This is a genomic window from Actinoallomurus bryophytorum (assembly GCF_006716425.1).
GTDB lineage: Bacteria > Actinomycetota > Actinomycetes > Streptosporangiales > Streptosporangiaceae > Actinoallomurus > Actinoallomurus bryophytorum.
This window is the reverse complement of record NZ_VFOZ01000001.1, coordinates 5,259,656-5,274,460: the sequence shown is the minus strand read 5'-3', so window position 1 is coordinate 5,274,460 and position 14,805 is coordinate 5,259,656. Positions and strand designations below refer to the sequence as shown.

Annotated in this window: 14 protein-coding genes and 1 riboswitch; of the genes, 10 read left to right on the top strand and 4 right to left on the bottom strand. The window is 71.6% G+C overall.

Annotated elements, in window-relative coordinates; translation table 11 throughout:
• Window positions 1-217: 217 nt before the first annotated feature.
• A complete protein-coding gene (locus FB559_RS24765; protein ID WP_141958099.1) occupies window positions 218-985 on the bottom strand; it encodes a bestrophin-like domain in 768 nt (255 codons plus the stop codon).
• Between the two features lie 556 nt (window positions 986-1,541).
• Between FB559_RS24765 and FB559_RS24760 the strand changes: the two genes are divergently transcribed.
• From FB559_RS24760 to FB559_RS24720, 9 genes are all read left to right on the top strand, one after another.
• Window positions 1,542-2,423, top strand: a complete 882-nt coding sequence (locus tag FB559_RS24760; RefSeq protein WP_246122006.1) for an SIS domain-containing protein — start codon at window positions 1,542-1,544, stop codon at window positions 2,421-2,423.
• The gene (locus tag FB559_RS24755; protein ID WP_141958097.1) at window positions 2,420-3,301 is read left to right on the top strand and encodes an ROK family protein; all 882 of its coding nucleotides are present in this window, start codon (window positions 2,420-2,422) and stop codon (window positions 3,299-3,301) included. Before FB559_RS24760 ends, FB559_RS24755 begins: the two co-directional genes overlap by 4 nt.
• Window positions 3,298-4,395 (top strand): N-acetylglucosamine-6-phosphate deacetylase, encoded by a 1,098-nt coding sequence (gene nagA, locus FB559_RS24750; RefSeq protein ID WP_141958095.1) that lies wholly within the window; start codon window positions 3,298-3,300, stop codon window positions 4,393-4,395. Before FB559_RS24755 ends, nagA begins: the two co-directional genes overlap by 4 nt.
• Window positions 4,392-4,832 (top strand): PfkB family carbohydrate kinase, encoded by a 441-nt coding sequence (locus FB559_RS24745; RefSeq protein ID WP_141958093.1) that lies wholly within the window; start codon window positions 4,392-4,394, stop codon window positions 4,830-4,832. The genes nagA and FB559_RS24745 overlap by 4 nt, the downstream gene beginning before the upstream one ends.
• Window positions 4,805-5,632: a class II fructose-bisphosphate aldolase gene (locus tag FB559_RS24740; protein WP_141958091.1), complete on the top strand. Its 828-nt coding sequence runs from the start codon at window positions 4,805-4,807 to the stop codon at window positions 5,630-5,632. Before FB559_RS24745 ends, FB559_RS24740 begins: the two co-directional genes overlap by 28 nt.
• Before the next feature lie 162 nt (window positions 5,633-5,794).
• The gene (locus FB559_RS46300; protein ID WP_141958088.1) at window positions 5,795-8,377 is read left to right on the top strand and encodes a transglycosylase domain-containing protein; all 2,583 of its coding nucleotides are present in this window, start codon (window positions 5,795-5,797) and stop codon (window positions 8,375-8,377) included.
• Window positions 8,378-8,463: 86 nt separating this feature from the next.
• A riboswitch (SAM riboswitch) is annotated at window positions 8,464-8,577 on the top strand.
• Between the two features lie 37 nt (window positions 8,578-8,614).
• Complete coding sequence (locus FB559_RS24730; RefSeq protein ID WP_141958086.1) at window positions 8,615-9,868, top strand: aminotransferase class V-fold PLP-dependent enzyme; 1,254 nt, start codon at window positions 8,615-8,617, stop codon at window positions 9,866-9,868.
• Window positions 9,869-10,015: 147 nt separating this feature from the next.
• Window positions 10,016-12,406, top strand: coding sequence for an SseB family protein (locus FB559_RS24725; RefSeq protein ID WP_141958084.1), 2,391 nt, complete (start codon window positions 10,016-10,018; stop codon window positions 12,404-12,406).
• Window positions 12,403-12,771, top strand: coding sequence for a hypothetical protein (locus FB559_RS24720; RefSeq protein ID WP_141958082.1), 369 nt, complete (start codon window positions 12,403-12,405; stop codon window positions 12,769-12,771). Before FB559_RS24725 ends, FB559_RS24720 begins: the two co-directional genes overlap by 4 nt.
• A gap of 97 nt (window positions 12,772-12,868) precedes the next feature.
• Here the strand turns inward: FB559_RS24720 and FB559_RS24715 are convergent, their stop codons facing one another.
• Both FB559_RS24715 and FB559_RS24710 read right to left on the bottom strand, forming a co-directional pair.
• Window positions 12,869-13,054 carry a hypothetical protein gene (locus tag FB559_RS24715; protein ID WP_141958080.1) on the bottom strand — a complete coding sequence of 62 codons (186 nt, stop codon included), beginning with the start codon at window positions 13,052-13,054 and terminating at the stop codon, window positions 12,869-12,871.
• A 261-nt stretch (window positions 13,055-13,315) separates the two neighbouring features.
• Entirely contained in the window at window positions 13,316-13,669 is a 354-nt protein-coding gene (locus FB559_RS24710) for a hypothetical protein (protein ID WP_141958078.1), read from the bottom strand.
• Between FB559_RS24710 and FB559_RS24705 the strand changes: the two genes are divergently transcribed.
• Window positions 13,659-13,880: a hypothetical protein gene (locus FB559_RS24705; protein WP_141958076.1), complete on the top strand. Its 222-nt coding sequence runs from the start codon at window positions 13,659-13,661 to the stop codon at window positions 13,878-13,880. The two genes, FB559_RS24710 and FB559_RS24705, sit on opposite strands and share 11 nt — an antisense overlap.
• Before the next feature lie 105 nt (window positions 13,881-13,985).
• On the opposite strand, the gene FB559_RS24700 is transcribed toward FB559_RS24705, so the two are convergent.
• The gene (locus tag FB559_RS24700; protein WP_141958074.1) at window positions 13,986-14,798 is read right to left on the bottom strand and encodes a TrmH family RNA methyltransferase; all 813 of its coding nucleotides are present in this window, start codon (window positions 14,796-14,798) and stop codon (window positions 13,986-13,988) included.
• Between the last annotated feature and the right edge of the window lie 7 nt (window positions 14,799-14,805).

Sequence of the window (14,805 nt, the reverse complement as noted above, 5' to 3'; positions counted from 1 at the left end):
GCACGGCCTCGGCGCGACGATCGCGACGCACCCGGCCGATCGCCATGTTCCGGTGCCGGGGAGGTCAGGTGGGCGCCGGCGTGCGGGGGGTTGGACGGCTGTGACGCGCTGGCCTGGGGGCCGGGATCCGGGGTCGTGTCCGCGGCGAGCGCGGGTGTCGCGGTCAGGCCGGTGAGGGTTCCGGCGGTGAGCACGGCGGTGTAGACGGTGCGCATGGTCAGCGGCTCTCCGGGATCTGCTGGAACTGTCGTTGCGCGGCCACGTACGCGTCGGACCTGACGCGCAGGGCGCCGCTGAACACGTGGGAGATGTTGAAGGTGAGGAAGATCCCGACCGCGAGCATGGCCGCCATCACGCCGAGCGGCACGATGGTCATCCCGCGCGGCCGTGCGCCGGCGAGGAACGGGAAGATCCCCACCACCAGGCCCGCCAGGACCGTCATGTAGAGCAGCCCCGCGGGAGGCCGGGATTTGGCGTCCATCGCCCGCTGACCGCGCGCCGCGGACACCGCCTGGACCTGTTCGACCACGGCGTCGCGGTCGTCCTTCTGGTCATCGGTGGCTGCGGGCAGGCCGGCCACTTTCGTGCGCAGGGCGTTCAGCCGCTCCTCGCCCTCGTCGGTGAGCCGGCCCTTCTTCATGTGCCCCCACTCGCGGCCGAGCACGAGGCCCGTGTAACCGCGCAGGTCGGCCTGCACGTCGCGCCCCTCCGGGGCCGGCAGCGCCGAGGCCGCCCAGTACGCCTCGACGAGGGCGTGGCTCTCGGCGTAGGTGTTCTCGCGCGCGGAGTCGGCCGTGGTCCACGGGACGACGATGGCGATCGCGAACACCAGCAGGAACAGCGCCGACAGCATCGAGCCGGCGTGACCCGCGGTCGCGCCGCCGGGGTCGCCGTCGTCCGAGCCGCGCCCGAACCTGCGGAACAGCGTCGCGGCCGCGATGACCAGGCCGACCGCCGCGACGACGGCGAGAATGCATACGAGCATGACCGACTCCATGTCTGGGGGTGAACGGAGGGGGCGTACGCCGACCGGTGGCTGAGCGTTATTTGACTATCACATTAAGTAACAGAGATCGAGCCGTACGTGAACCGGACAACGGCGTCTTTCCGGCGGGATACCTCGCGGCATGCCCGATATCGGGGTGGATGACCTGCTGTGACGTCGCCGGTACGCACCGAGCGCCCGATCGGGGGACTCTCTAACCTTCGCGCGACGTCCGCTTCCGGACATCACACCCCCTGGTCGGCACCCTCAATACGGAATCCCTATTTGTCTCCTAATTACCTGCATTAATCGGGCCCCTCGGGAATGGACCCCGGACGACCGGCGACGCCGGCCCCCAAGCGCACCGGCGGCCGCACGCGGGCCGGCCCGTCCGCCGCACCGCAGGTCGGACGCCCGCCGAGCCGCGAACCGCGGGTCCCGCGCCACCCTGACCGGACCCCTCTGCGCCGACCACGCGCACTCTTGGCGAAAATGTGTTCATTAGTGCATGATGCGAGCACGATTCGCGCACGAACGAGCACGCGTGGAGGCGGGGTTGGCGGATTATCACGTCGAGTCGGAGATCGGCAGTCAGCCGTCGTGCTGGCGAGAGGCGGTCTCCCGGCTCCCGGGGGTACGTGAGGCGCTGCCACGTGACGGCGAGAGCGTCGCGGTCTTCGGCTGTGGCACGTCGTTGTACATGGCGCGCGCGTACGCCGGGCTGCGCGAGTCCAGAGGCCTCGGCGTGACCGACGCCTTCGCGGCGTCCGAACTCCCCTTCGGCCGGCACTACGACCGCCACGTCGCGATCAGCCGTTCCGGGACCACCACCGAGGTACTCCAGGCCGTCGAGCACCTGTCCGAGAGCAGGACGGCCGAGATCACCGCCATCACAGCCGTCCCCGGAACGGGTTTCGCGCCCGGCACCCAGGCCGTCGCCCTGGAGTTCGCCGACGAGCGGTCGGTCGTGCAGACGAGGTTCGCGACCTCCGCGCTGGCGCTGCTGCGCGCCTCCCTCGGCGAGACGGTGCCGTACGAGGACGCCGCACGCGCGCTGGCCGCGCCGCTCGCCCCCGAGTGGCTCGAGGCCGAGCAGATCACCTTCCTGGGCCATGGCTGGACGAACGGCCTCGCGGACGAGGCGGCCCTCAAGGCACGTGAGGCGGCGCGGCTGTGGACCGAGTCCTATCCGGCGATGGAATATCGCCACGGGCCGATCAGCATCGCCCAGCCAGGGCGGCTGACCTGGGTGTTCGGCCTGGCCCCCGACGGGCTCGCCGAAGACGTCGCCGCGACCGGGGCCACCTACGTCACGAGTGACCTGGACCCGATGGCCCACCTCATCGTCGCCCAGCGGCTGGCCGTCGCCCAAGCGCGGGCGAAGGGCATGGACCCGGACCGGCCGCGCTCGCTCACCCGCTCGGTCGTGCTTTCATGATCGTCGCTCTCGACGTCGGCGGCACGTCGATGAAGGGCGCGATCATGGATCGCGCACTGGACCGGACCGCCACCGTACGACGGCCGACCCCGCGTGGTGAGGCCGCCGTCGCCGCGGTCGTCGACTTCGTCGCCGACCTCTTCACGCAGGCGGGCGGCGCGGAGGCCATCGGCGTCGCGGTGCCCGGGATCGTCGACGACGAGACCGGCGTCGCGGTCCATTCGGAGAACATCGGCTGGCACGACGCGCCCTTCCGCGACCTGATCGAGAAGCGCACGGGCGTACCCGTCGCGGTGGGCCACGACGTACGCGCGGGCGGCACCGCCGAGCTGCGGCTCGGCGCGGCGAGGGGGACGCGCAACTCCCTCGTCATCCCGATCGGCACCGGCATCGCCGCGGCGATGGTGATCGACGGGCATCTGTGCGTCGGCAACGGCTTCGCCGGGGAGATCGGCCACATGTCGGTGGGCGCGGACGAGCCCTGTGTCTGCGGCGGCACCGGCTGCCTGGAGGCGGTCGCGTCCGGCCCGGCGATCGCCCGCCGGTACGCGCGACGTACCGGGCACGAGACGACCGCGGACGCGGTCGCGGCCCGGGTCGCCGAGGGCGAGCCGGACGCCGTGGCCATCTGGGCCGAGACGGTCGGCTGGCTGGGCACCGCGCTCGCCGCCGCGACCGTGATCGCCGCCCCCGAGGTGATCGTGATCGGCGGCGGGCTGTCGCGCGCCGGCGACCTGCTGCTGGCGCCGCTGACCGAGGACATCTACGAACGCCTGACGTTCCAGCGCAGGCCGCGGCTGACCACGGCGCGCTTCGCCGACGAGGCAGGGTGTGTCGGCGCGGGACTCTGGGCACTCGACCTGTTGGAGTCGCGATGACGGTGCTGAGTGCGGACAAGGTGATCACCCCGGGCGGGGTCCTCGAGCCCGGCTGGGTGGAGGTCGACGACGGCCGCATCACGGCGGTCGGAGCGGGGGTCCCCGGCCGGTCCGACCTGCACGGCGCGGTGATCGTCCCTGGTTTCGTCGACATCCACTGCCACGGCGGGGGCGGCGCCGCGTTCGACTCCGCCGACGCCGAAGAGTGCGTGCGCGCCGCCGCGTTCCACCGCGAGCGTGGCACGACGACGGTGATGGCGAGCCTGGTCACGGCCTCCCCCGGCGACCTCGAACGCCGTGCGGCCGTGCTGTCCGACCTGGCCGCCGACGGTGTCGTCGCCGGGATCCACTACGAGGGACCCTTCCTGTCCGCCGCCCGCAAGGGCGCGCACGACCCGGCCCTGCTGCGCGACCCGGACCCCACGACGGTCAAGCGGCTGCTGCGCGTCCCGCACGTACGGATGATGACCGTCGCGCCGGAGCTGGACGGCGGCCTCGACGCGCTGCGGCGGGTACGCGACGCCGGCGCGATCCCCGCGATCGGCCACACCGACGCGACGTACGAGGTGACCCGCGAGGCGGTCGGCGCCGGCGCGCGCGTCGCCACGCACCTGTTCAACGGGATGCGCCCCCTGCACCACCGCGAGCCCGGCCCGATCCTCGCCCTCCTCGACGCGCCGGACGTCACGGTCGAGCTGATCGGCGACGGCGTGCACCTGCACCCGGCGATCGTGGCGCACATCACGCGGGCCAAGGGCATCTCGGGGGCGGCGCTGGTCACCGACGCGATCGCGGCCGCGGGCATGTCCGACGGCGACTACGAGCTCGGCGGCCTCGGCGTCGAGGTACGCGAGGGCGTGGCGCGGCTCTCCGGGGGCGGCTCGATCGCGGGCAGTACGGCGACGGCCGCGACGGTGTTCCGCCGCGCGGTACGCGAGTCCGGCATCACGCTGCCCGACGCCGTACGCCTGTCCGCGACCAACCCGGCCATGCTGCTGGGGCTCACGGACCGCGGCTCCGTCTCCCCCGGCCTCCGCGCCGACCTGCTCGTCCTCGACGAGGACCTGGCGGTGCGGAAGGTCCTCACGGGATGATCGTCACGGTCACGCCGAACCTGGCGCTCGACGTCACGTACGAGCCGCCGGAGCTTCGGCCGGGCCACGCTCACCAGGTGCCACGTGCGGGCGGCAAGGGGACCGTGGTGACCGGGACGGACGACTCGGTGGCCGGAGCACGGATGCCGGGGGCACGTACGGTGGTCGTGTCGCTGGGTGCCGAAGGTCTGCTCGCCGTCGCCGGTGAGGAGGTCCACCGGGTGCCACCGCCGCAGGTGGTGACCGGTGATCCCACCGACGCGGGCGACGCCGTGGTGGCGGCGCTCGCCGCGGGCGCGGGGTCGCCCTGGCCGGATCTTCTCGGTGACGCCGCGGCGCTGTCGGCCGCCGCCGTGCTCGCCCCCCTCGCGGGGTCCCATGACTCCGCCGCCTACGAAAGGTTCCGCGCATGCCCCTCGTCTCCACAGGAGAAATAGTCAGGACCGCACGCGGAGTCGGCGCGTTCAACGTCGTCCTGCTCGAACAGGCCGAGGCCCTGATCTCGGGCGCCGAGGCGGCCGGCCTGCCGGTCGTGCTGCAGATCAGCGAGAACTGCGTGCACTACCACGGCACGCTGGAGCCGATCGCGGTCGCGACGCTGGCCGCCGCGCGTACCGCCGAGGTGCCCGTCGCGGTCCACCTCGACCACGCGACCTCCGCCGAGCTCGTACGCGAGGCGGTCGCGATCGGCCTGGGTTCGGTGATGTACGACGCGTCGGCGCTGGACTACGACCGCAACGTCGAGGCGACCGCGGAGGTGACCGCCTGGTGCCATGACCACGGCGTATGGGTGGAGGCCGAGCTCGGCGAGGTGGGCGGCAAGGACGGCGTGCACGCGCCCGGCGCCCGCACCGACCCGGAGGAGGCGGCGCGCTTCGTCGCCGCGACCGGCGTCGACGCCCTCGCGGTGGCGGTCGGCACCTCGCGCGCGATGACCGACCGTACGGCGGCGGTCGACCTGGACCTGATCGCCCGGCTGCGCGACACCCTGCCGGTGCCGCTCGTGCTGCACGGGTCATCCGGCGTGCCCGACGTCGACCTCACCCGCGCCATCGCGGCCGGCATCTCCAAGGTCAACATCGCGACACACCTCAATCGGGTTTTCACCGACGCCGTACGCGGATATCTGGCGAGCAACCCGAACATCGTGGATACGCGGAAATATTTGGCCCCCGGACGCGACGCCGTGGCGCGCGAAGTCGCGCGGCTGCTCGGCGCGGTACTCGCCACTGCCTAACGGAATCCTTAGCCGCAGTGGCCTAGGATCGTCAAGACCCCGGAGGCCCACTGCGGCTGAACCGATCAGCCGAACCCCTTTGGGCGTGTTCGCGAGCTCCGGCAGGTCACGGGGGATGGGTGAAGGTCATTAACGGCGGCATCAGGGGCTGGGGAGCCCGATATGTCTGACAAGAAGGTAAATGGCGGCGACGTAGGCGGGCCCGAGGACGGCGACCCGCGGCGCGATCCGGGCGAAGACGGCGCGACGCCACAAGAAAGCGCGGACAAGGACGGCCCGGGTCCGGCGGACGAAACAACGGCGGACGAATCCACCCAGAGCAATTCCGCCCACGAATCCGCCGAGCCTTCGGGCACCGGCAAGCCTCCGGTTCCCGAGGACGACGACGGCGACAGGTCCGACGGCGAGGACGAGGACGAAGCGCCCGCCGCGAACGCCGCAGAACCCGGCGACACGGACGACACGGACGACACGGGTGAGACGGCCGGTCCGGCGTCCGGGAGCGATCTCGAGCGGACACACCCGGTCTCCGCCGACGAGACCAGGCCGAAGCTGGTGCCGCCGAACGGCGACGGCCCCGAAGGCGAAGACGAGAAGAAGGCGCCCCCAGTCACCCCGGCCGCCCGCGTACGGGTCGCGGCGGCCGCGGCCAAGGGAGCGCCCGGAGGCAAGAAGCCGAAGAAGCAGCAGGACCGCCGCATCAAGTACGCGCGGCGCGCCGCGTACGTGCTCGGTGTCCTCGTGCTGCTGCCCGTCATCGGTTTTGTGATCATCTACCTGATGACGCCGGTCCCCAGCTCGACGCAGCCCACCGCCAAGGCGCAGCAGTCGGTGTTCTACTACAGCGACGGCAAGACCGTGATCGCGCGCTCGGGCGACTTCGACCGCCGCCCGGTCGACCTGAACGCCGTGCCCCAGCAGGTGCGCGACGCCGTCATCTCGGCGGAGAACCGCAGCTTCTACAGCGACTCGGGCGTATCGGTGAAGGGTTCGGCGCGCGCCGTGTGGGCGACGCTGACCGGCGGCTCGCCCCAGGGCGGCTCGACCATCACCCAGCAGCTGGTCCGCAACTACTACAGCGGTCTCAGCCAGGACCGTACGGCCAGCCGGAAGCTCAAAGAGATCATGATCGCGCTGAAGGTGTCGCGCGAGAAGAACAAGGACTGGATCCTCCAGCAGTACCTCAACACGATCTACTTCGGCCGCGACGCGTACAGCATCGAGTCCGCCGCCGAGGCGTACTACGGCAAGCACGTCCGCCAGCTGACGCCCGCCGAGGGCGCCTACCTCGCCGCGGCGATCCAGGTGCCGTCGTACGCGGGTGACCTCACGGTGCCCGGCGCCCAGGCGTACATGCAGGCACGCTGGCAGTACGTCGTGAACGGCATGGTCCAGATGGGCAGCATCACCCCCCAGCAGGCGGCGGTGATGAAGTTCCCCACGCCGGAGAAGCAGAAGCAAAAATCGATCTTCGCCGGTGACAAGGGATACATGGTCAGCCAGGCCAAGGCCGAGCTGCGCACCATGGGGTACACCGACAACCAGATCAACATGGGCGGCTTGAAGATCAAGACGACGTTCGACAAGGACCTCATGGCCGCCGCGCGGCAGGCGGTCCTGAGCAACACCCCGGCCGGCACCCCGAAGAAAGTGCTGACCGGGCTCGTCTCGATCAACCCCTCCAACGGCGAGATCAACGCGTTCTACGGCGGCAAGGACTACATCGACCAGCAGTTCAACAACGCCTTCGACGCCAAGGTCCAGGCCGGTTCGGGCTTCAAGCCCTACGTCCTCGCCGCCGCCCTGACCGACGGCGAGAGTCTCAACACCTACGTCGACGGCAGCTCGCCGCAGACGTTCGCCGGGGTCGCGCTGCACAACGACCAGAACGAGAACTTCGGCATGGTCAACCTCGTCACCGCGACACAGGACTCGATCAACACCGCCTACATCAACCTGGGCCAGAAGGTCGGGCTCGACAAGGTGGTGGCCACGGCGGAGAAGGCCGGGATCCCGGACAAGCAGCTCGAACCGCACAAGGACGCGGCCACGCTGCCGCTCGGGGTCGCGGACGTCAGCGTCGAGCAGCAGGCGGCCGGCTACGCGACGTTCGCCGCCGAGGGCACCTATCACGCGCCCCACGTGATCAAGTCGGTGAGCGACAACGACGGCAAGACCCGAAAGCCGGACGTGACCCAGAGGAAGGCGTTCAGCCAGACCGTGGCGCGGGACGCGACGTACGCGATGCAGCGGGTCGTCGACGCGGGCACCGGCACCAACGCGGCTCTGCCCGACCGCAACGCGGCCGGCAAGACCGGCACGACCAGTGACGGCAAGCAGGTCTGGTTCAACGGGTTCGTGCCGCAGCTGGCGGCCTCGGTGGGGATCTTCCGTACCGACAACAAGCCGCTCAGCATCCCCGGCTACACCATCTACGGCGGTGACCTGCCGGCGAGGATCTGGCGCTCGTACATGGTGCAGGCCGACCGGGTGCTGGACCTGCCGCCCAAGTCCTTCGGCTCACCGTCGGTCTACACCGGCGGCGGTGGCGTGCGGTCGCCCGCCGGGCCGACCGTGCCGCGCCCGCGCCCGTCCGGGTCGCGACCCTCACAGCCCACGGGCGAGCCGACGCATCCGGTGCCGCCGCCGACGGGCGACCCGACCGGGCCGCCGGGCGAGCCGCCGCCGACCGGCGCCCCCCAGCGGCACCGGCAGAGCGACGCCTTCCCGGATCTGTCCGGCTGATCGCGGACCACCCGCCCGAAGCCGCTTTGGGCCTCCTACGAGGCTCAAAGCGGTCACTTCGGGCGGGTGTTGTATTCTCTCCATCAGGTCACGAGCGCCAGCGTCAAGCCCCGGCTAGCTGGCCGGCAACCCTCCGTCCGTGGCGGGGTGCCCCGGGTGATGACCAGGTCCGGCACGATCGTGCCGGGCAAGCGCGGACCCCTCGCGGGGTCCCATGGTCCCGCTGGAGGGCGTGCCTTGTCCGCTGTCATCGATCTCCCGCCCGTTCGTTCCGCCCTGCGCGTCGTCGGCGAGGACGTCCCCGTACCCGTCTCCGCCGGTGGGACGGTGCCCTACTCCAACCTCGACTACGCCGCGAGCGCGCCCTGTCTCGAGGCGGTGCGGAACGCCATCGACACGGCCCTGCCGTACTACAGCAGCGTGCACCGGGGGGCGGGTTACGCCTCTCAGGTGACGACCGACCGGTACGAACAAGCGCGGGACACCGTACGAAACTTCGTCGGGGCGTGGAAGCGTGACGCGGTGGTGTTCACCCGTAACACGACCGACGCGATGAACCTCCTCGCCCACGCGCTGCCCCCCGGCACGACCGTCGTGGTCTTCGAGACCGAGCACCACGCGAGCCTGCTCCCGTGGCAGCGCGGCAGCCGGGTCGTACGGCTGCCGGCGCCCGGGTCCCCGGCGGAGGCGGTCGCCGCGGCCGGAGAGGCGCTGCGGTCGGCGCCGGCCGGTCCGCGCCTGCTCGTCGTCACGGCGGCCTCCAACGTGACCGGTGAGCTGTGGCCGGTCGCCGAGCTCTCCCACGTCGCCCGCGAGCACGGCGCCCGCATCGCGGTGGATGCGGCGCAGGCCGTACCCCACCGGCCCTTCGACATGACCGCGCTCGACGTGGACTACGTGGCCTTCTCCGGGCACAAGCTGTACGCGCCGTTCGGAGCGGGCTGCCTCGTCGGCCGGGCCGACTGGCTGCGCGCCGCCGAGCCCTATCTCCTCGGCGGCGGCGCGACCGCGGGCGTGGACGAGGCCCAGGTGCGGTGGTCCGCCGACCCGCAGCAGCGGCACGAGGCCGGCACCCCGAACGTCCTCGGCGTCGTGGCGCTCGCCGCGGCATGCGAGGCGCTCACCGACTGGGACGCTCTCGTCGCGACCGAGGAGCGGCTCCTGAACCGCCTGCGCGACGGCCTGGCCGCCATCCCCGGCGTACGCGAGCTGTCCCTGTGGGGCGAGCCGAGCCCGCGCGTCGGCATCGTGTCGTTCGTCGTCGAGGGCCGTGACTCACGCGCGATCGCCGTCGAGCTGTCGGACCGGTACGGCATCGGGGTACGCGACGGGAAGTTCTGCGCGCATCCGTTCCTGCGGCGGCTGCTCGCCGACGGATCCGGCGACTGCCAGGGCGGCGAGGGCACCGCCCTGCGCGCGAGCTTCGGCATCGGCACGACCGAGCGGCACATCGACCGGCTGCTGACCGCACTGCGCCGACTCGCTGGCTGAAACACGCATGTCGGCCGCGCGGCACGGCGAGAAGCCGGGGCAGATGTCCGGAGAGCACCCCGCCGTCCCACCCGACTCGGCATACTCCGCAGCACCGCCGGTTTCATCCGGGTACGGTGGACGCCTCCGCAATCGAGCTTCCGGGGGGTGGCGACATTGACCGACGCGTGGGAGCCCGCGAACCAACTCGAGCACCAGCTCCGTGACGCGCTGCGCGATGGCGACCAAGACGCCTACTTCGCACTCGTGAGCGGGGCTGAACTCCACGTTCCACTGCCGCCGGGCGAGGGCGATCCGAACTCCGCCAACCCGGCGGCGTTCACCTGGCCGACGAGCAGTCGCGACGGGCGCACGCATGTGCTCGCCTACACCTCCAGTGAGGCCGGGCAGGCCTGCCTCGGCCCCACCTACCAGCAGTTCGTCCGCATGACGCTGGCCGACATGGCGCGTACGTGGCCGGACCAGGAGTGGTGGCTCGCGCTGAACTCCGGGCTGCCCATCGAGGGCTACCTGCCCGCGTGGTTCATCGGTCAGCTCACCGCGGGCATCGCCCCGATCCCGGGCGAGTCCCCACCACAGGACGTTCCGCCGCCCGCGGCGGAGACAGGGTCCCTCCACGCCGCGCCGCCACTGCCGGACGGCGAACAGGCGCAGACCCCGCCGCCCCTCGCGTCGGACCACGGCGTCCCGCCGGCCCCGCCCGGAGAAGAAGTGCCGCATCCGGGCACGGCCTCGGACGACCTGCTGTCGGTGACCATGCGCGACGTTCCGCCGCTGCGCGCCCACGACGGTGCCGTTCCACCCCCGCCGGCCCACGACGGCGCCTCACTCGTACCCGAGGCGGCGCCGCTCCCCGACGCCGTTCCTCCGCCACCGCCGCAGGCCGTTCCGGTGCCGCCCGCTCCCATGGCGCCCGTTCCGGTGCCGGTGCCGGCTCCGGTCGCGGAGCCGGTCTCGCCCCTTCCTCCCCTGCCGTCGCCGGAGGCCGCTCCGCCGCTGCCGGACGCACCCGTGCCGGATGGGCCGCCGCCGATCGAGCCACGGCCGCTCGACGGGCCCTTCGAGGTCGACGAGTCGCCCGTCGTGCTGCACTTCACCGCGGAGGCGGAGTTCACGCCGCTCGACGCCGAGGAGCGCACGCTTCTCGACGCGGCCTCGCGGGGCGACCGCAAGGAGTTCCTGCGGACCCTGCTGGGCGTACGCCAGATCTGGGTGCCGGTCGTCGAGGGCGGGGACCTGTTGCTGGCCCCCGGACGGCCGGGGTTCCAGTGGTACATGGACGACTCCTCCGGGCGCCCGGTCGTGCCTCTCTACACCGGGCCGGGCCGGATGCGGGACGCGATGGGCGGCCATCCGTTCGTGCTGTCCGATCTCGCCAAGGTGCTGCGGTTCTGGCCGGACCCCGCGCTGGAGCTGGTCATCAACGGCGGCACCGCGATCGGCGCCTCGATCCCCGGTGACCGCGTCACGGGCATGTCGCTCCAGGTGGACGCCGACGCGGCCGCCCGGCTGGCGGACGACTTCCCGGCCCAGAGCGACGCCGAACGCCAGATGTTCGACGTGCGGAGCGACCCGGAGATGGTCGTCAAGGTCCTGCTGGACACCACGGTGTTCCTGCCGGTCTGGAGCCGTACGCCGCCGGCCGTGCAGACGCGGCCCGGCGACGCGGAGTTCCCGTGGTCCTCGGTCCAGGTACACGGCCGCCCGTCCGTACTCGCCTTCACCTCCTTCGACTGGATGAAGGCCGCGGTCGGCACGACCGGCTTCGTCATGCCGACGTTCGCGGAGCTGATCACCGCCTGGCCCGAACACGACTGGTCGGTGTCGGTCAACCCGGGCACCCCCATCGAGGTCGCGCTGTCCGGCGACCAGATCCGCGCGCTCGCCGCCTCGGCGTCGGCTCCGATGAGCATGCCGGAGGCCACGCCGCCGCAGGCCGACGTCCCGCCGGCCGCCACCGAGGCGCCGGGCCTCGAGCCCGCACCTCTGGAGAGCGCACCCACGCGGGCCGGATCCCGCCGGGACGACTCCGGCGGCGCCGCGGACGCGCCCCCCGGCGCCTGGGCGATCATGCAGAAGGTCGTGCCGCACGAACAGGTCGCCTGGCATTTGGAACAGGCCTACGACCGGGTGGCCGGTTTCGTGCACCGGGTCCAGGACGTCGTCGACCTGAACACCCCGAAACTGATCTACGAGTCGCTCGGCCTGCTGCGCGAGGGCTCCCCGTTCGGCCCGGACGACACCGAGGTGCACGTCATCCGCTGGCCGGCGTACCGCTCCGGCCTCTACCGCATCCCCTTCGGCGGCCAGTCCGAGGAGGCGGTGCGAGCCTGGGGCGACAGCGGCTGGATGGTGGAGCTGCCGCCGTTCGGCGGCGACGGCTTCGCACCGGGCAGCGCGGGCAGCATCCGCGAGTACAAGGTCGACAGCATGCGGCTGCCGCACGGTTCGGAGATGTACGCCATCAGCAGCGACGGCTCGGAACGCTTCGTCGCGCGGTACGACGCCGACCGGCTGGCCTGGGGGGACTCAGAGTGATCAGGGACGGGTACACCGCGCGCTGGCGCGGCGTGGACTACGAGGCGGTGCCGGGCGTGGACGGCGAGGTGCGCCTCTACACCACCGCCCCGGCCGAGGGCTTCACCGAGACACGCCCCGGCCGGTTCGTGTCGATCGTCCGTGACGACGCGGTGGAGAGCCTGCACTACGTACGCACGCACTGCACCTGGCGCGGCGAGCCCTTCGTCATCATCGGAGAGCACGGCGGCTGGGTCCGGCTGGAGTACACCGGCGGCCGCGCCCCGGTCGCGGCGGCGCTGGGCTTGGACAACGTCGATGTCGGGGTGTACCAGACGTGGATCTCCAGCGAGGAGATCGAACAACTACGCGAGGAAAACATTTAGGGTTTACCGGGATACAACTCCGCCTGGGCGGTTGATTGCTCAGCCCTTACGTGATCGCATGATTCTTACCTGACCCTTGGTAAGCGTAGGGTCAGTATCAGAAGCGATCGTTGAGGAGGTTGTAGGCGGTGCTCGCACGATCGGTACGAAACCCACTGATCATCACCGTTGGCACAGGAGTTGTCCTGGTCAGCAGCACCGCATCGGCGGCACTGGCGGAGGCGACCCCATCGCCAACGGTAACGCCGCGAACGTCTCCGGGGTCACCATCCTCGTCGCCCACGAAAGCGACCCCGACCCCGTCGGATTCGCCTACCACTCCGCCGCCGCCCAAGCCGGCGCTGCACCTGAGCCTGTCTCGCGCGAGTACCAGCGCGGTCCATGCCGGGACAGCGGTCAAGTTCACCGCACATGTCACCGGTGACAAGCCGAGCGTGTCGGACGTGAAGCTGAGCCTCGGGACAGACTCGAATGCCAGCATCAGTGCGCACTGCACGCTCTCGGCCGGTCTGTGCAAGCTCGGAAACATCGGTAACGGGACGGATCAGGACATCGACTTCACGGTGACCGTCTCTACAAAGATGACGAGCGGGACCGTTCGAGTATCAGGCGAGGCGTTCTCCGGCAGCGTGGACAGCGGAGTCAAGCCGTACTCCCTCAAGGTGACGAAGACGCCGAAGTCGTCCTCGTCGAGCTCCAGTGGGTCGAGTGGCAGTAGCGGATCGAGCGGTAGCAGCGGATCGAGCGGGTCCAGCAATGAGACCACCAGTGGGTCGAACCTGCCGTTGAACTCCGGCAGTACCGGCTCGACGTCCCCGTCGGGCAACCCGGCCGTGCTTCCCTCGATCGCGCCGCAGCAGACGCCCTCGACCGCGCCCGGGCCCGTCGTGCAGAACACCGGCAACACCCAGTCGATGCGCGGCACCGCGGACGACGCCGACCAGCTGACCTTCGAGAAGCTCGCGAGCACGCAGGCCGCCTGGCTGGCCGCGCTGCTGGTGGCGTTCTCGCTGCTGCTGACGCAGGTCCGGCTCGGCCGCGCGGCCGTCAAGGCCCCCCGGGCCCAGGGCGCGCACCGCAGGACCCGGCGCTCCAACGGCGCCCACTGAGACCCGCACACGGGCGGCCACGGCCGCCCGTGTGGCTCCTGGGCGGCGTCCGGCACATGCCTGCCCGCGTGGCGCTCGCCACGAACGCCCTCGGCCGGACGCGTCCTAGCCGCGCATCAGGTCGTGGCAGGCGATCGCGGCGGCCGCGACCACGTTGAGGGAGTCGACTCCCAGGTCCATCGCGCCGCTGCTCATCGGGATGCAGACGGGTTCGTCGGCCTCGCGGAGCCAGCGGGAGGACAGGCCGTCGCCCTCCGCGCCCAGCATGAGTGCGACCCGTTCACCCAGCGGTGCCTTGTCGATCGGCGTCGCCGCCTGATCCGGGGTGAGGGCCAGCAACGAGAACCCGGCCGCGCGCAGCTCGTGCAGGCCGGCGTGCCAGTCCGTCATCCGGGCGTACGGGACGGCGAAGACCGCTCCCATCGACACCTTCACCGAACGCCGGTACAGCGGGTCCGCGCATCGAGGCGACAGCACGACCGCGTCGACGCCGAGGGCCGCCGCGCAGCGGAAGATCGCTCCCACGTTGCCGTGGTCGACGAGGTCCTCCAGCACGAGGATCCGGCGTACGCGCGCGCCGAGCAGGGTGGTCACCGGCGGCAGCGGCAGGCGTTCCATCGACGCCAGGGCGCCACGGTGCACCGGGAACCCGGTGACCGCCTCGGCCACCTCGTCGTCCACGACGTACACCGGAGCCTCCCCGAGCACGTCGGCCAGCGGGGCGGCCCAGCGGCGTGCCATGAGCAGTGACCGCACCGGATATCCGGTCGCGATGGCACGCCGGATGACCTTTTCGCCCTCGGCCATGAAGAGGCCGTGCTCGGCCTCCAGGCTCTTGCGGAGGTTGACGTCGCGCAGGCTGACGTAGTCGGCGAGGCGCGGGTCGGCGGGGTCGGCGACGGGGATCAGGCGAGCCATGCCCCCA